The organism is Roseibium sp., assembly GCF_965232425.1.
Classification (GTDB): Bacteria; Pseudomonadota; Alphaproteobacteria; order Rhizobiales; family Stappiaceae; genus Roseibium.
On sequence record NZ_OZ246971.1, the window covers coordinates 3,022,952 to 3,039,168 of the forward strand.

13 protein-coding genes are annotated in these 16,217 nt (G+C 61.3%); 7 read left to right on the top strand and 6 right to left on the bottom strand.

Going from position 1 to position 16,217, the window contains the following annotated elements:
* The first annotated feature begins 4 nt into the window (after positions 1 to 4).
* A complete protein-coding gene (locus tag ACO08A_RS13930; protein WP_422041607.1) occupies positions 5 to 901 on the top strand; it encodes a LysR family transcriptional regulator in 897 nt (298 codons plus the stop codon).
* Between the two features lie 149 nt (positions 902 to 1,050).
* Positions 1,051 to 1,590 carry a TetR/AcrR family transcriptional regulator gene (locus ACO08A_RS13935; protein ID WP_422041608.1) on the top strand — a complete coding sequence of 180 codons (540 nt, stop codon included), beginning with the start codon at positions 1,051 to 1,053 and terminating at the stop codon, positions 1,588 to 1,590.
* Between the two features lie 79 nt (positions 1,591 to 1,669).
* On the opposite strand, the gene ACO08A_RS13940 is transcribed toward ACO08A_RS13935, so the two are convergent.
* On the bottom strand, positions 1,670 to 2,740 hold the full coding sequence (locus tag ACO08A_RS13940) for a Glu/Leu/Phe/Val dehydrogenase dimerization domain-containing protein (RefSeq protein ID WP_422041609.1): 1,071 nt from the start codon (positions 2,738 to 2,740) through the stop codon (positions 1,670 to 1,672).
* 240 nt (positions 2,741 to 2,980) lie between these two features.
* Between ACO08A_RS13940 and ACO08A_RS13945 the strand changes: the two genes are divergently transcribed.
* Positions 2,981 to 4,951 carry a DUF1007 family protein gene (locus ACO08A_RS13945; RefSeq protein WP_422041759.1) on the top strand — a complete coding sequence of 657 codons (1,971 nt, stop codon included), beginning with the start codon at positions 2,981 to 2,983 and terminating at the stop codon, positions 4,949 to 4,951.
* Positions 4,952 to 4,988: 37 nt separating this feature from the next.
* Here ACO08A_RS13945 and ACO08A_RS13950 read toward each other — a convergent pair whose 3' ends face one another.
* The 3 genes from ACO08A_RS13950 to ACO08A_RS13960 all read right to left on the bottom strand — a co-directional run bounded on the left by ACO08A_RS13950 (position 4,989) and on the right by ACO08A_RS13960 (position 7,854).
* Entirely contained in the window at positions 4,989 to 5,747 is a 759-nt protein-coding gene (locus tag ACO08A_RS13950; RefSeq protein WP_422041610.1) for a gamma-glutamyl-gamma-aminobutyrate hydrolase family protein, read from the bottom strand.
* 69 nt (positions 5,748 to 5,816) lie between these two features.
* Positions 5,817 to 6,485 carry a response regulator gene (locus ACO08A_RS13955; protein WP_422041611.1) on the bottom strand — a complete coding sequence of 223 codons (669 nt, stop codon included), beginning with the start codon at positions 6,483 to 6,485 and terminating at the stop codon, positions 5,817 to 5,819.
* Between the two features lie 7 nt (positions 6,486 to 6,492).
* Positions 6,493 to 7,854, bottom strand: a complete 1,362-nt coding sequence (locus ACO08A_RS13960; RefSeq protein WP_422041612.1) for a cache domain-containing protein — start codon at positions 7,852 to 7,854, stop codon at positions 6,493 to 6,495.
* Between the two features lie 191 nt (positions 7,855 to 8,045).
* Here ACO08A_RS13960 and ACO08A_RS13965 point away from each other — a divergent pair, with 191 nt between their 5' ends.
* The 4 genes from ACO08A_RS13965 (at position 8,046) to ACO08A_RS13980 (ending at position 13,485) form a co-directional block, all read left to right on the top strand.
* A complete protein-coding gene (locus ACO08A_RS13965) occupies positions 8,046 to 9,146 on the top strand; it encodes a TRAP transporter substrate-binding protein (protein ID WP_422041613.1) in 1,101 nt (366 codons plus the stop codon).
* 83 nt (positions 9,147 to 9,229) lie between these two features.
* Positions 9,230 to 10,267, top strand: a complete 1,038-nt coding sequence (locus ACO08A_RS13970; RefSeq protein WP_422041614.1) for a TRAP transporter small permease subunit — start codon at positions 9,230 to 9,232, stop codon at positions 10,265 to 10,267.
* A gap of 21 nt (positions 10,268 to 10,288) precedes the next feature.
* Positions 10,289 to 12,955, top strand: coding sequence for a TRAP transporter large permease subunit (locus ACO08A_RS13975; RefSeq protein WP_422041615.1), 2,667 nt, complete (start codon positions 10,289 to 10,291; stop codon positions 12,953 to 12,955).
* 131 nt (positions 12,956 to 13,086) lie between these two features.
* Complete coding sequence (locus ACO08A_RS13980; protein WP_422041616.1) at positions 13,087 to 13,485, top strand: GFA family protein; 399 nt, start codon at positions 13,087 to 13,089, stop codon at positions 13,483 to 13,485.
* Between the two features lie 13 nt (positions 13,486 to 13,498).
* Here the strand turns inward: ACO08A_RS13980 and ACO08A_RS13985 are convergent, their stop codons facing one another.
* Positions 13,499 to 14,221: a response regulator transcription factor gene (locus tag ACO08A_RS13985; RefSeq protein WP_422041617.1), complete on the bottom strand. Its 723-nt coding sequence runs from the start codon at positions 14,219 to 14,221 to the stop codon at positions 13,499 to 13,501.
* A gap of 5 nt (positions 14,222 to 14,226) precedes the next feature.
* Positions 14,227 to 16,200, bottom strand: coding sequence for a PAS-domain containing protein (locus ACO08A_RS13990; RefSeq protein WP_422041618.1), 1,974 nt, complete (start codon positions 16,198 to 16,200; stop codon positions 14,227 to 14,229).
* Positions 16,201 to 16,217: the final 17 nt, after the last annotated feature.

A 16,217-nucleotide genomic window follows, 5' to 3' on the forward strand; every position in this document is an offset into this window, starting at 1 on the left:
CCGAATGGACGCAATCACGCGGATGCGCTGCTTCATTCAAGTGGTCGACTCGAATGGTTTTTCCGCCGCTGCCCGGGAAATGGGGCGGTCCAAGGCCCTCGTCTCGAAATATGTCGGCGAACTTGAAGATGAACTCGGCGTCCGGTTGCTGAACCGCACCACCCGGCAGGTCTCCCTGACGGAAGTGGGCGAGGCATATTACAAGGAAGCGGCGGAAATCCTGCAACGGATCGACGATCTCCAGGCTTCCGTGCAGTCCTCGCACCAGGAAGTCCGCGGCCGCTTGCGCGTGTCGGCGCCCAGATCAATGGGTGATGACATGCTCAACAAACCGATGATGCAGTTTCTGGCCCAGTATCCGGACATCAGGCTGGACCTGCGCCTGGAAGACCGGTTCGTGGATCTTGTCGAAGAAGGCTTCGATGTCGCGATCCGCGTCACGCAGCTGGAAGACTCAAGCCTGATCGCCCGGAAAATCGCACCTTTCCGCACCGTTGTCTGCGCTACGGCCGCTGTTGTGAAGACCCATGGTGCGCCAGGGGTTCCGGCGGATCTCACGACCCGGCCCTGCATCATCGACACCAATTACCGCTACAAGCAGAACTGGGCGTTCCAGTCCGACGGCGAACGATTGTCCGTCACCGTGAACGGCCCTCTTGAAGTCAACAGTGCCACGGCCGCCCGCGAAGCCGCACTGGCTGACCTGGGCTTTCTGCGAACGCCGCTGTTTTTCGTCGCCAAGGATGTGCGAGATGGTGATCTCGTTGTTGTTCTGGAAGAGTATGAAGAACCGCAGCGTGGTATCTACGCGGTCTATCCGCATCGACGCCATCTCAGTGCGAAGGTGCGGGCGTTCGTGGATTTCCTGGTGGACTGGTCCTCGAAGAACCCGGGCTGCTAACGGCCGGAGCCTTCAAGGCGCGTTTTGTCCGGCAGGATCGATAGCGGCGGGTGAGTCGCGAACCTGCTGCTCGGCAACGGGTAAAACGTGATCCTGTCAGCGGACAGTTTCTTGTTGCAAATGCAACGTATACGTTTCAGTCTGATCAGATGAACGACGCGCAAAAACAGATTGCTGCCGGCCTGGAACGGGTTTTCTGGAGCCGCGGGTTTGCCGAACCCAGCGTCCCGGAGCTGCGTGCGGGCGTCGGTGTCAGCATGCGCACGCTCTACCGGTATTTCCCTTCGCGGGAAGCCATGATCCTGGGCGCGCTGGAGTTTCGTCACCAAAGGTATCTCGCCTATGTGCGCGAGGGGGTGAGTGAACCCGGACTGGCCGCGGCAGAACAGTTGTTCGACAAGCTGGGCGGGTGGATGCGCGTGACCCAGGGCAAGGAGTGTTTTTTCCGTCAGGCCCTCGCAGCGAACCCGGACAGCTCCCAGATCAAGGACACGGTTACCCGGCACAAGGGCGAACTGCTCGCATTTTTTGGCGTGCTGAGCGGAGACGAAGGCTTTGCAACGACGCTCTATCTGCTGCATGAAGGCGTTACTGCCTGTTATGCGGAAATGGGAGAACGGGCTGTCGAAGACGCCAAGAGCCAGGTGCGGCTGATGTTCAGGGCGGCCTCCGAAAAACGCTACTCCTGAGGCCTGGCCCGGAGCATTCCCCGTTCTGAAACCGGCCCACCGGTCGCGGTCCGCCGGTCTGTCTCAGGCGGACACCCTGTCAGTTTCCTGATTGTGCCAGCCTTTCCTCGGCCATCTTGTCCGCAACCCTTTCAGGGGTCGTGTCTTCGCGTGCGGCACGTTCGAAGATGCGCGTCAACGTGTCTCCGATCGCAAGTGTCTTCTCCCGGACGCGTCCATCGTCTTCGCCCGGTTTGGCCAAGGCAATCGAGATGACACCACCGGCGTTGATCGCGTAGTCGGGCGCGTAGTGAATGCCGCGCCGCTTGAGCGCGATGCCGTCGGCAGGCGTCTGCAGCTGGTTGTTCGCCGCACCTGCAACGACCCGCGCCCGGATCTGGGGGATCGTGCGGGCGTTCAAACCGGCTCCCAGCGCACAGGGAACGAAGATATCGGCATCCACGCAATGCGCTTGATCGGCGGCAACTGCGGTTGCGCCGAATGCATCGAGCGCCCGCTCGACGGCTGGGGCATGAATGTCGGAGACAACCAGTTTTGCACCGGCATCGGCCAGCTGGCGCGCAACGTCGAAACCGACATGCCCGAGCCCCTGCACCGACACCGTCCTGCCGTCCAGCTCCGCGCTTCCGAATACATGCCGGGCCGAGGCCCTGATCCCCTCGAAGACCCCGAGCGCCGTATAGGGAGACGGATCGCCAAGTCCGGTTGCGCTGGTGCCGCGCACGTGATCGGTGCGGCGGGCAACGGCTTCCATGTCTTCAGGCGAGACACCGACGTCTTCGGCGGTGATATAGGTGCCCGACAGCCGGTCGACATGGCTGCCGAAGGCCTCCATCATGTCCTGCGACTTGTCCTTGCGCGGACACGCGATGATGACGGCCTTGCCACCACCCAGATTCAGTCCCGCAAGAGCGTTCTTATAGGTCATGCCGCGGGAAAGGCGCAGCGCATCCGTGAGCGCATCGGCCGGTTTTTCGTATGGCCAGACACGGCAACCACCCAGCGCGGGGCCGAGCGTTGTGTCGTGGACCGCGATGATCGCGTTCAGTCCGCTGTCACGGTCCTTGACGAAAACGATGTTCTCGTGTTCGCCCATTTCGGGATGGTCGAAGACGGCGCTGTGCAGGGCGGAAGGGTTCAAGGCATTCATGATTGGCTCTAAAGGTCGTTATCTCTATAAATAATTTAGTCGGAGGTTGGAGAATTTTGTCTCTTTTCTCCCAATGAAAACGCGCCAAGAGGAACAAGCATTCTCTCATTCGGCGCAAAGTGTGAAAATATTTTCATCTTGATTTTGCGCTGCGGCAACGTGTTCAGTCATTTTGCTGCCGTGTTCTGTGTTCACAGAGGACAAATCGTGTCATGTGGACCCATTCGTCCGACGAAGAAGGTGAATCCGTTGCGCCGTTTTTCCAAACGCTTGCGAGAAGCCGCCGCTCAGGTTTCCAGCCGGCTTGCAGCAGTCCTGGTTCTGCTGATCGCCAGCGTGGCAAGCGCTGCGGCCCATCCGCATGTGTTCGTCGAGGCGAGATCCAAACTGATCTTCGACGATGACGGCAAGGCGGTTGCCGTCAAGCATGTCTTTCGTTTCGACGACGCTTTTTCCGCGTTCGCGATCCAGGGTTTCGACACAAACCAGGACGGCGTCTATTCGCGCGAAGAGCTTGGCGAACTCGCCAAGGTCAATGTCGAGAGCATGGCCGATTTCGGCTACTTCACGTTCGGCGACAACACGCGCGTCGAACTCGATTTTTCCACACCGACGGATTACTGGCTCGAAGTGACAACGCTTCCCGTTGGCGACTACTGGATGATGAAGCCGGAAGACTTCGAAGCGATCGAGGAAGACATCCGGCTGAACGGCGGCACGGCAATCGAGGAAGTGGATCTCCTTGAGCTTCATTTCGTGCTTCCGCTCAAGGATCCCAGCGATGCGACGGCGCCGATAACGCTCGATGTCTATGATCCGACCTACTACGTGGATTTCAGGTTCGGTCAGGAGGCGGATGCGGTCGGAACGGAGAATGCGCCGGGCACCTGCCAGGTAACGCGCAAGGAGCCGCCACCGCTCGACGCCGCAACGGCCTATGCGCTGGCACAGATCGGACCCGAGCAGCGGGATCTGCCGCCCGAACTGCAGTCGGCCGCCGCCACGCAGATCAACCAGATGATCGTCAACTGTGCGGGCGTGGCAGCGGGTGCAGCCGCGTCCGGCACCCCCGCGCAGGCCGAGACGCAGATCGCGTCTGCCGACGCCGAAACCGGCGCGGACACCGAAACGCTCACCGAAAGCAGTTCTTCTGCACTTCCCTCCGCGCGCTCGGACGAGGTTGCCGCCGCGACACAGGTTGCCGTCATCAACAGCCCGGAAGCGGCCGCCGTTGGCGTCGGTGTTCTCGACCGCTTCTTCGGCACGATCGCGATCAAGCAGAAAGAGTTCTATCAGAGGCTGGTCGCCAGTCTGCGCGCTTTCCGCAACAATCCGAGCGCCGGCTGGCTGCTGATCGGTCTGTCCTTTGCCTATGGCGTTTTTCATGCCGCTGGGCCGGGACACGGAAAAGCAATCATCACGTCCTATGTCGTTGCCAACAACGAAACCCTCAAGAAAGGTATTGTGCTGTCATTCGCGTCCGCGTTCGCGCAGGCCGTCACGGCCATCGTTCTTGTCGGAGGGCTCGCCGTTGTCTTCAATCTGACGAGCCTCGCGATCCAGGACACGGCGCGCTGGTTCGAGATCGGCTCCTATGTCCTGATCACAGGGCTTGGCGGTTGGCTGCTCTGGCAAAAGGCCGGAAAGCCGCTTGCGATGAGCATCGCCAACCGTCTTTCCGGAAACCGCCTCGCGCTGGCCGGCGTGCATGGGCACGATCACGACCACGCGCATCACGACCATGGACATCACCATCACGGGCACGGTCACGGGCACCACCATGATCATCATGGGCACGGCCACCATCATCACGAAATTGGTGCGGATGGCGTGTGTACCACCTGCGGTCACGCGCATGCGCCGACGCCCGACATGGTTCAGGGCGAGATCACCTTCGGCCGGGCCATTTCCATTGTTCTGGCCGTCGGTCTGCGCCCCTGCACGGGAGCCCTGGTGGTTCTGGTATTCGCCCTGTCCCAGGGTATGATTGTGGCGGGCGTTGCGTCAACGCTGGCAATGGCGGTCGGGACCGGCATCACGGTTTCGCTGCTGGCCGCACTGGCTGTCGGCGCGAAGGACCTTGCCGTGCGTCTCTTCGGCGAAGGCAGCCCGATGGCGATCCGGGTGCACCGGTCGATCGAGATTTTCGGCGCCGCCATCGTGTTCCTGCTCGGACTGACGCTTCTCGTCGCCGCGCTCGGCTGGGGCTGATTGTTCCGGGCAAGGCAGGCGCATTGCCGCTTGAAAGTCAGAGCCCGAGCCGTTTGACCCGGTAAGCGCGGACCGCGTCCCCGAATGCGGAAAAGAGCTTTTGCGAGGGCCCGTCCGTGGATACCCAGTATTCTGGGTGCCATTGCGTCGCGAGCACGTATCCGGCGCTGTCCCTGACGGACATTGCCTCGATCGTTCCGTCCTCGGCACGTGCTTCCATTATCAGACCGCTGCCGAGATCGCCGACGGCCTGCCGGTGCAGCGAATTGACATCGAACGGTTCCGAACCGATCACGTCTTCAAGCCTGCCACCTTCGGCAACGTCGACCGGGTGCGCGATCCGGAACCGCTCGTCCTGCTGTTCGGAAACCGGCGCCCTGTGATCCTTGCGGCCGCTCAGTTCCTGGACTTCGGTCAGAAGCGTGCCGCCCATGGCGACGTTCAGCTCCTGCATGCCGCGGCAGATGGCGAAAACGGGAATGCCGCGTTCCACGGCCCTTTTCAGCAGGGGCAGTGTGGTCGCATCCCGGTCCGGGTCGTAGGGGCCGTTTGCCTCCGTCGGTTCCTGTCCGTAAAGGGCCGGGTTCACGTTGGAGCGCGATCCGGTGGCAACCACTCCGTCGACCTGATCGAGCGCCGCATCCAGATCCAGCTCCGGGCCGAGTGAGGGCAGGATCATCGGGATGGCGTCCGAGCCTTTCAGGACGGCATGCAGGTATGTTGCGTTGACGGCATGCCAGTTGAACCCGTCGATGGGTTTGACGTCGGCTGTTACCAGGACAAGCGGTTTTGTCATTTTGGACCTTGCGAGGAAGTGGTAGGCACGGGGCGCGGGTCCCCGCCCGCAGATGTACCTGAAAGACGCCTAGTCCAGCAATCCCAATTCCTGCGCGACCTTGTAAAGCTGGGCCGCGTTGCGCGTGCCGACCTTTTCGCGAAGGTTGAGGCGGTGCGATTCCACCGTGCGGACGCTGATCCCCAGCGCCTTGGCGACTTCCTTGTTCGGCTGCCCCTTTGCGATCGCGGTCAGGACCTGGCGCTCGCGTTCGGTCAGACCATAGGGGTCTTCCACGGGCGCGGACGCGCTTGCGCCGACAAGGGTCGGTCCGATGGCGGACGAGAAGAAATAGCCGCCGGACGCAACGCTGGTGATGGCGGTGATCATCTCCTGTGCGGAGATGTCCTTCAGGATGTAACCGCGCGCGCCTGCCTGGACCACGCCGCGCACATATTCCGGATTGTCGTAGACCGACAGGATCAGGACACCGACTCCGGGTTGGGTCTTGCGGATTTCCATGGCCGCCTCGAGTCCGTTCATGACCGGCATGGACACGTCCATCAGGAGCACATCCGGCTTCAGGTCGCGGGTCATCCGGACAGCCTCGCGGCCGTTGGTCGCCTCGCCGACGACTTCAAGCTCCGGCACTTTTTGCAGGCGTGCCCGGATGCCGTCGCGGACGAGTTCGTGGTCGTCGGCAAGCAGGACGCGAATGGGTTTTTCAAGCGAAGTAGAAGCCGAGGAATCCGATGTCATGGTCAAATCAAGCAGCCTTTGCCGACGTGTTGTCGAGCGGCATCTGTACCTTGATCCTTGTACCTCCCGATGACCGCCGGCTCAAAATCAACTTGCCGCCATAGGTCTCGATGCGCTCGCGCATGTTTCGGAATCCCAGGCCGCCGGTCTTGGGCAATGGTCTCGGCAGGCCGACACCATTGTCTTCGACACACAGGGTCAGATCATGGATGCCGACCTTCAGGTCGATGTTGACCCTGTTGGCGCGCGAATGCCGGGCAACATTGGTCATGCACTCCTGGACCACCCGGTAAAGCGCCGTCTTGGCGCCGTCGGACAAGCGGCTGTGGCACTGCTGCGCATCCACGTTCACCTCGATGCCCGACTGGCTCTGGATCTCCTTGCCGAGACTGCCCAGTGCGGCCGCCAGTCCCATGTCATCGAGCACGCTCGGTCTCAGGTCCCGGGAAATGCGCCGGACCTCGGCAATCGTGCCATCAAGGGTCTTGAGGCACTTCGCCGCCTGGACCTGAAGATCCGGATCGCGGGTGGCTTCGCTGTGGATCATCTCGATGCCATAGCGAACGGAGACCAGCAGCTGCGAAATGCTATCGTGCAGCTCAGTGGAGACGCGTTTGCGTTCCTGTTCCTGGACCTGGAAGATGCGGTTCGTCAGTTCCTTCAGCTTGCTGTCGGCAAATCGCTGTTCGGAGAAGCGGACACCCGCGATCAGCGTTCCGGCAACGGCAATTCCGGCAAGCGTGATCAGAAAGGTCACGAGCAGCGTCTGGCGGATGTTCTGCGCGAACTCGGCCCTGATCGTGGCGACTTCCTTCTGAATGTCGTCGGTGTAAAGGCCGGTGCCGAGCATCCAGCCCCACTTGTTCAGCAAAATCGCGTAACCCAGTTTTTCCTCGACCGATCCGGTGGAGGGCTTGTGCCAGACATATTGGTGGAAACCGCCGCCCGACCTCGCCTGCGTGATCAGGTTCCGGATGACATAGTCGCCGTTGTCGTCCTGCAGGTCCCACCAGTTTTCGCCGACAAGATGCGGCAATTTGGGGTGAACGACATTGGTGCCGTCAAGCGTGTAGACGAAGAAGTAGCCGTCGTGGTCGAAGGTGAGGTTGGTGAGGATTTCCTTCACCTCTTCCTGGGCGGCCTGCCGTCCGCCCGGCTCTCTCTTGTAGATCTGTTCGATCGATGTCAGCGCCAGGCTCACGTAGTTGCGGATCTCCTGCCGCTTCGCCGCAAGGATCCGCTGCTCGACGGATTGCGTCTCGGCGTCAATGAGCTTTCGCGACTGGTAGTAGGTCGTGCCGCCGATCAGAACGGATACCGCGATGAGCGGCAGGATCGTGATGAGTAGCAATTTTGTCTTGAAGGTCACGAAAGTTGCTTTCCCGTTGCGCAGGTGTCCATTAAGCCATCATCTATTGCGAAATTCTCGGTAGTACTACTGAGAAAGTGCGCAGAACCACGAATAGCTTTCCGTCCGTCACGTCAACTAGACATACGGCGAGATCGGTGCAAGGTTGCAGACCGGTCCGGAAATATTGGGTCCGATTAGGGAGGAAACTAATGGATCGTCGTTCGTTTATCAAAAAAGCTGGTCTTGGCGCCGGTGGTATCGCCGCAGGTTCCGCACTCGCCGCTCCGGCGATCGCGCAGGGCACCACGGATCTCGTGATCGTGTCCACGTGGCCGCGTGACTTCCCGGGCCTCGGGATTTCGGCTCAGCGCCTGGCAGCCCGTATCGGCGAATTGACCGATGGCCGCATCAATGTTCAGTACTTCGCGGCCGGCGAACGCGTCGGCGCCTTCGACTCCTTCGACGAAGTCGCATCCGGCAACGCGCAGGCCTACATCGCGGCCGACTACTACTGGAAGGGCAAGCACCCGGCCTGGGCTTACTTCACGGCTGTTCCGTTCGGCCTGACCTATGCCGAGATCGATGCCTGGATCAAGTATGGCGGCGGCCAGGAGCTCTGGGACGAAGTTGCTGACGAGTTCGGCCTGAAAAACTTCGCATGCGGCAACACCGGCGTTCAGATGGGCGGCTGGTTCAACAAGGAAATCGAAACCGCGGACGACCTGAAGGGTCTGAAGATGCGTATTCCGGGCCTCGGCGGCGACGTCATGGCGAAACTCGGCGCATCTCCGGTGTCCCTGCCGGGCGGCCAGATCTACGAGAACCTTGTTTCCGGCGCTGTCGACGCTACCGAGTGGGTTGGTCCGTACAACGACTACTTCATGAAGTTCTACGAAGCAGCCAAGTACTACTACTATCCGGGCATGCACGAGCCGGGTTCCCAGCTCGCCTTCGGCATGAACAAGTCCTGGTGGAGCCAGCTGTCGCCGACAGACCAGGCCATCATCCAGGCTGCTTGTAACGAAGAAAACGCCCGCCAGATGGCTGAGACCAACGCCAACAACGGTGTCTATCTCGACCGCCTCATCAACGAGCACGGTGTTGAACTGAAACAGTTCAACGACGAGGTCTACGACGCGTTCGGTGAAGCTGCCGAAGAGGTCTTCGAAGAGACGATTTCTCACTCCGACCTTGCAGCGCGTACGCACGAAAGCTTCGCGAAGGCCCGCTCGGAGATCGGCCGCTGGATGCTGCTCGCCGATACCGGCTACACGCAGCAGCGCAACCGCGTGCTCGGCATCGAAGTCTAAGCCCTTCCGGCAAAGCTAAGGTGGGGGCGGGAGAAGTCCCGCCCCCGTTTTCTTGTTTGACAAAAAAATAGGGCACATTCGCCATGGCGGCTGTAGGCGGGGTTGGAGACGACGTCTCGGCAGGTGGGGACATTCCTGCAGGGCAACACCAAAGCGCGGTATCGTACCGGACATTCGGCTGGCTGATCCTCATGATCATGGCAGCGTTTCTGATCAACAATTATCTGACCTTCTGGCAGGACCTGCCCGGCATCGCTCCGATTTTCGGCGGGCCGGCGAACGGGTCGATGCCGATTGTCTGGTCCTGGGTCCAACTCGCAATTTACGGTGGGGCGATCGTGTGGGCCGTGCTGCTGGTTCAGCGCAGCAAGGACAGATCGCTGCGCGAAGACAGCAAAAAAATCAGCGATATCAACGCCTACCTGATCAGGGCGATGTTTTTCGCCGTTCTGATCGTTGGCCTCGTCGATGCCGTGATTTCATTCCTGCGCGTCGAAGGTCTGCTTGAGGCCGTGGTCGGTGCGGACATGGCCGCCAATCTCGGCCGGTCCCAGTTCCGCGGCGGGTATGTGCACATGCCGCTCATCGGACTGTCCTTCGTGATCGCCGCCTTCACGCGAACGCTCGGCTTCATCTGGCTGGCGCTGCTGGTGGTCGTGGCCGAATTGCTGATCGTGGTCGGCCGGTTCATCCTCTCCTACGAACAGGCCTTCATGGCCGATCTCGTCCGGTTCTGGTACGCGGCGCTGTTCCTGTTCGCAAGTGCCTATACCCTGCTTGAGGAAGGGCACGTGCGGGTCGACGTCTTCTATGCCGGAATGTCCGCAAGGACCAAGGGCTACGTGAACGCCATCGGCTCCGTCGTGCTGGGCATGTCCCTGTGCGCCGTGATCATCCTGATCGGCATGGCCGGAAAGCAGAACGTGATCAACGCGCCGATCCTGTCCTACGAGACCACGCAGGCCGGGTTCGGGCTCTATGTCAAATACCTCATGGCAGGATTCCTGGGCGTGTTCGCCGTCACCATGATGATCCAGTTCGTGTCCTATTTCCTGGACGCGATCGCGGACATTCGGGGTGAGCCGGGTGGCCGGGACCATGAAAACCATCCAGTCAACTAACGCCTGACGAGATCTTCTGACATGGAACTTTTCTTTCTAGCTCTTCTCGTTGTCCTGATGGCGTTTGCACTGGGATCCGGTTTCCCGGTCGCGTTCGCCCTTCCCGGGGCGGCGATCCTGACAATCGGACTTGCAGCCGGGGCAGGCTACCTGTTTTCAACCGGCACCGATGCCTTCTTCGATTCCGGCGGGCCCGGGCAATGGCTGAGCGCCGGCGTCACCAACTTCCGCGGCATTTACTGGGAAGCCGAACGCGACACGCTGATCGCCATTCCCCTGTTCGTCTTCATGGGGATCATGCTGCAGCGTTCGAAGATCGCCGAAGATCTTCTGGTGACCATGGCCCGTCTTTTCGGTCCGGTCCCCGGCGGCCTCGGCATATCGGTCGTGTTCGTGGGCGCGCTCCTGGCCGCGACCACCGGCATCGTCGGTGCAACGGTCGTGGCAATGGGTCTGATCTCGCTGCCCGCGATGCTTCGCAACAACTATTCGGTTCCGCTGGCAACGGGCACGATTGCCGCGTCCGGCACGCTTGGCCAGATCATTCCGCCGTCCATCGTTCTCATCATTCTGGCCGACCAGCTCGCAAGTGCCGTCGACCAGGCGGGATCACTCCGCCAGACGCTGTTCAAGGACAGCACCGGTGAACTCTCCATGCCGTCGGACTTTTCGGTTGTCTCGACCAGCGCCGGCGAAATGTTCCTGGGCGCCTTCCTGCCGGGCCTTGTTCTGGTCGGTCTCTACATGCTGTTCATTCTCGGGTTCGCGCTGATGAACCCGAAGGCCGCGCCTGCCGTGCACGAAGAAGGCACCTTCACCCGCAAGTTCGCGGTCAAGGTCGTGATCACTCTGGTGCCGCCGCTGGCCCTGATCTTCCTCGTGCTCGGATCGATCATCGGGGGCATCGCAACGGTCAACCAGGCTGGTGCAATCGGTGCCGTCGGCGCGATGGTGATGGCGGGCTACCGCCTCAAGGAAGGTGAAAAGGGCGCCTATTCGCCTGCAATTCTCGCAATCCTCGCGCTTCTCGGCCTCGCCGTCGTCATCAGTTTCTTCGGTGAAGTCAACATCAAGCGCATCGAGAATTCGCAGGATGTCCTGAGCCTGATCCTGGCGCTGATCGCGGTGTCGCTCGTGCTGCTGGCGATCTTCTGGTCCGGCTGGCGCACGCTGAAACTGGATGACACGCTGCGCGGCGTCATGGTCGAGACGGCCAAGACCACGTCGCTCGTCTTCATCATTCTCCTGGGTGCAGCGATGCTCACCTCGGCCTTCCGCGCATTCGGCGGCGAGCATCTCGTCAAGGAATTCCTGCAAGGGTTGCCCGGCGGGTTCTGGGCCCAGTTCCTGATCGTGATGCTGGTGATCTTCATCCTCGGCTTCTTCCTCGACTTCATCGAGATTGCCGTGGTTGTGGTGCCGATCGTTGCGCCGATCCTGCTGTCCGATCCCGGGGCGAACGTCACTGCCGTGTGGCTCGGTGTCATGATCGGCCTCAACATCCAGACGTCGTTCCTGACGCCGCCATTCGGGTTCGCGCTGTTCTATCTTCGCGGGGTGGCACCGGCGGTGGTCAAGACCATCGACATGTACAAGGGCGTGATCGCGTTCATTGCGCTGCAGCTGTTTGCACTCGGTATCGTCGGGTTCTATCCGCAGCTGGTGAACTACCTGCCGAACCGGTCCTCGCTCTTGTCGGAGACCGCCCCGCCGCCGAAGAACCCGCGCCTGCAATACTGCATGGAAACGCTGGTCTACGAGGATTTCCGTCAAAATGGTGACAGTATCCTGGCGGCGATCGACAAGGTCGAGGGCGTCGACATGAGCTACCTGCCGGAAGACCTGCAGGATGATCTTGCCGAAGGCTTCGAAACGGCGAAGGAAGCGCTGCCGCTGATGATGGCGATCCGGGATGCCGAAGATGCGGTCGCGGAGGCTTCGGGTTCCTTCAAGCCGATCCATACGGAAGTCCGGGCTCTGGAGCGTGATGCGCGCCGGATCGATGCGCGTATCGAAGAACTGAAGGTGATTGTCAGCCGGTCCGGCGACGGTGCGGTCTACTCTGCGGCGCAGGGTGAGCGTGCGCAGGCACAGATCGATGCGCTCCAACAGGAACACGATGCGATCCTCGCCAAGATCCCGGACAACTGGGACGAGGTCTACGGGGAGTTTTCGAAGATCCAGAAAGCGGAGACCACCGCGCGGCAAAAGTACCGCCGCACGGTCGACCAGGCCTACGAGCCGATCCTGGAGGTCAAGGCCATTCTCGCGGATGCGGATACGGTTGCGGCCTTCGGTCCGGAACTGGAAGAGCTCAAGGCCCAGGTGCCGCAGCTCGAGCCGGAAGCGGCTGTCGAGGCGATCGCAGCCATGCGTTCGAAAGTGGGTGAAGCCGAGGGCACAAGCGATATCCGCAAGGGCCTGACCGAAGCCCGCAAGATCATGCGCAGCCGCGAGCCGAATGCAGAGGCGGCGGTTGCGGAGATCGACAAGTCGATCGCCGCGCTCCAGGCCGATCTCGCGTGGCGCGAACGCGCTGCAAAGGAACTGCTGCCGGCGCTGCAGGAATACGACGCGGCAGTCGTCAACAATATCGGTCTGAGGCAGCAGGACAGACTGCCGACCGACATGGCCCTTGACGTTGCCGCTTGCCTCTCCAGTCACAGGGATGTCTCCCTGAGCTTCTAAGACGGGCAAGGCTTTACTTGAAGACGGCGGGAGGAGCGATCCTCCCGCCTTTTTTTGATTTCACCGTTCAGAGGATCTACCGTTCGGGCCCGGCCGCCATCCCCGGCCGGCAAGAGCGAAAGGTTGAAGACATGATCCTGACCGGCAGCTGTTTATGCAAGAGCGTGACCCTTTCGGCCGAGGCCCTGCCGCGCCTGCAGGCGTGCCACTGTTCGATGTGCCGGAAATGGGTGGGCGGACCCTTCATGGCGGTGCCCTGCACCGGTGCGGTCTTTGAAGGTCCGGTCAAACGCTACCAGTCGTCCGACGAGTTCGAGCGCGGCTTTTGCGCCGAATGCGGCTCCAGTCTCTACTTTCATCCGCAAGGCAGCGATCTTCACGGCATTCCGTACGGTCTGTTCGACGACCAGCCTGACCTTCCGTTCAAGGCTGAATTCTTCATTGAACAGAAACCGGCCTGTTACGCGTTTGCGGATGAAACGCGGAAAATGACAGGTGAGGAGTTCGCAACGAAGTTCCGGTCAGGCTGAGCCGGGCGCCACCTCAACACCATGTCACCGCTGTCGCGAACATGTAACCGGAGCCGTAGATCGTCCTGATATGCGCGGCTTCGTTCTTGCGGTTGAGCTTCTTGCGGAGCCGCGAAATCCGGACATCGATCGACCGGTCGAGGCTTTCGTCCCGGCCTCCGTGTTCGAGCAGGTAGTCCCGGGTCAGGACCCGCTTGGGCGCGCGCAGCAAGGCTTCAAGCAAGGTGGCTTCCCCGGTCGACAGGAAGGTTTCCTCCCCCTCCGGCGAGGTCAGGCAATGGGAGGAGGGACGGTACGACCAGTCCTCGAACCTTGCCAGGTCCACTTCACCGCGCGCCGGTGTCCGGTCCGAGGACCGTCGCAGGATCGAGCGGATGCGCGCGACGACTTCGCGCGGATCAAACGGTTTGACGACATAGTCGTCCGCGCCCAGTTCCAGACCCATGACCCGGTCGGTCGAATGGCCCCGGGCAGACAGAACAATGATCGGCACTGAAGATATCCTGCGGATCTCGTTGATCAGGGCCATGCCTTCCATGTCGGGTAGACCGAGATCGACGATGCAGGCGTCGGGACTTTCATTGGTGAGCGCCGCCAGCATGGAGCTGCCGGTGGAAAAGGTTTCGCCGGTCATGTCGAAATGCGACATGGCTTCGCGCAGGAGCTGACCGATCTCAGGCTCGTCGTCAACGATGAAGACGGTCAGTTTCGCCGATGGTGCGAAGCTCTTCTGCAAGGCAATCACTCACTCATGGAACCGGATCGGATCCGATCAACGTCCGTTGAACTGTGGAGGATCTCCTGGAGCGTCTGCGCCAGTTGATCATCGGTGAAGGGTTTCGCCAGAACGGGGAACTGACAGTCCCGCTCGTTGCCGGCAAGATCGGACCAGTCTGCATAGCCTGACATAAGCGCTATTCCCAGATCCTTGCGCTGCCGCCGGATTTCTCTTGCGAGCACGAGACCGTTCATCTGGCCGGGCATGACGATATCGCTGAGAACGGCCTTGAGCTCCGGCAGGTCAAGCGCAAGGGCGCGAGCGTCGTCCGCACTTTCGGCCCTGAGAACAGAATATCCCAGGCCCTGCAGCTGGTCCGTCACGGCGTTGGCAACATCAGGGTCGTCCTCGACAAGCAGCAAAAGCTCGCCGTCGCCGCGTTTCAGATCGGTGTCGCGGATTGCCCCGTCGTGCGGACCGCCGGACAAGGCAATCCGGCGATAGGGCAGATAAAGCGTCAGGCACGTTCCGCTGCCCGGCTTGCTGTTCACGGTGACAGCGCCTCCGGACTGGCGGATGAAGCCGTAGACCATCGAGAGCCCGAGGCCGCTGCCGGTGCCGAAGGTCTTGGTCGTGAAAAAGGGCTCGAACACCTTGAGGCGGGTTTCCTCGTCCATGCCGTTGCCGGTGTCGGTTACGGTGACCCTCGAATAGCGGCCCTCGGGAACGCCAAGTTCGTCTGCTTCCCGCTTTTCGATGCTGGTCTCGCTCAGGGCGATCCGCAATATGCCGCCGTCCGGCATGGCGTCGCGGGCATTGAACGCCAGATTGATCAGGGCGGTCTCCATCTGCGTCGGGTCGATGCACGCCCCGATGCCGGGGTCGGCCACCTCCGTCTCGAGCCGGATGGACGACGGCAGGGATCCTTCGAGGAGGCTTTCGGCATTGCACACGAGCCTGGCCAGGGCGACGGCCTGCGGATCGATCGCCTTGCCGCGGCTGAAGGCGAGCAGTCTCTGGATCAGATCCGATCCCCGCTTGGTGGCTTCGAGCACCGGTTCCAGCTTCCGGTCCAGATGTTCCTTTTTCAACGGAGCTTCCATGCGGCTGATGGAGAGCAGGTTGCCCATCAGGATCGCCAGCAGGTTGTTGAAGTCGTGGGCGAGGCCACCCGTCAGCTTGCCGACCGCATCCATGCGCTGGGATTGCACCAGGGTGGCTTCCGCCTGCTTCTGATCCGTCGCATCCAGCGACAGGACGAAAATTCCGAGCGTGCGTCCGTCCGCGGTCATGTCGGGAATGAGCGTGGACCGCATATAGGCCCTGGTTCCGTCGGGCCGCTTGCGCTCATACTCGTAGCTGACGGCGTTTCCCTTGAACGCGTGGTCGATATGCGGTTCGAGTTCGGCAAATAGCTCGGCACCCACGACATCTGCCGCAGCGCGGCCGGCGATCGAGGCGACGGAATGTCCGAACCAGTCCGCGTAGCGGCGGTTTGCGAAGCGGAACACCGGACCGGGAGACAGATAGGCGATCAGGGCCGGAATGTTGTCGGTCACCAGACGCAGCCAGTCTTCACTCTGCTGCAGCGCGCGCGTGCGTTCCTCGACTGTCCGCTCCAGCTTTTCCTGTCTTCGCCGTTCTTCGGTCACGTCGGAATAGATCGTGACGAAACCGCCCTGGGGAAGCGGGGTGCCGGATACAGCAATGATCTGGCCATTCGGACGCACGCGCTCGAAAAAGTGCGGTTCGAACAATTTTGCGCGTTCGATCCGGCGCGCGATCTTGCCCTCAATGTCGCCGGGGCCGTATTCGCCGCGTTCGGCATTCACCCGGATGAAGGCTTCCAGATGCGAGCCGCGCTGGATGATCTCCTCCGGCATGTCGAGCATGTCGGACAGGCCGCGGTTCCAGGCGACCAGCCGGAGATCGCTGTCGAACACGGTGAAGCCCTGATTGATGTGGTCGAGCGCCGCCTGCATCAGATCAAGCTGCACCTTCAAATGCCGAGTCT

Bases quoted from the DNA above. Each gene is read 5' to 3' on its own strand.
- ACO08A_RS13965 (WP_422041613.1), top strand. From the start codon at position 8,046: ATGGATCGTCGTTCGTTTATCAAAAAAGCTGGTCTTGGCGCCGGTGGT.
- ACO08A_RS13970 (WP_422041614.1), top strand. From the start codon at position 9,230: ATGGCGGCTGTAGGCGGGGTTGGAGACGACGTCTCGGCAGGTGGGGAC.
- ACO08A_RS13940 (WP_422041609.1), bottom strand. From the start codon at position 2,740: ATGAATGCCTTGAACCCTTCCGCCCTGCACAGCGCCGTCTTCGACCAT.
- ACO08A_RS13935 (WP_422041608.1), top strand. From the start codon at position 1,051: ATGAACGACGCGCAAAAACAGATTGCTGCCGGCCTGGAACGGGTTTTC.
- ACO08A_RS13950 (WP_422041610.1), bottom strand. From the start codon at position 5,747: ATGACAAAACCGCTTGTCCTGGTAACAGCCGACGTCAAACCCATCGAC.
- ACO08A_RS13980 (WP_422041616.1), top strand. From the start codon at position 13,087: ATGATCCTGACCGGCAGCTGTTTATGCAAGAGCGTGACCCTTTCGGCC.
- ACO08A_RS13930 (WP_422041607.1), top strand. From the start codon at position 5: ATGGACGCAATCACGCGGATGCGCTGCTTCATTCAAGTGGTCGACTCG.
- ACO08A_RS13975 (WP_422041615.1), top strand. From the start codon at position 10,289: ATGGAACTTTTCTTTCTAGCTCTTCTCGTTGTCCTGATGGCGTTTGCA.
- ACO08A_RS13955 (WP_422041611.1), bottom strand. From the start codon at position 6,485: ATGACATCGGATTCCTCGGCTTCTACTTCGCTTGAAAAACCCATTCGC.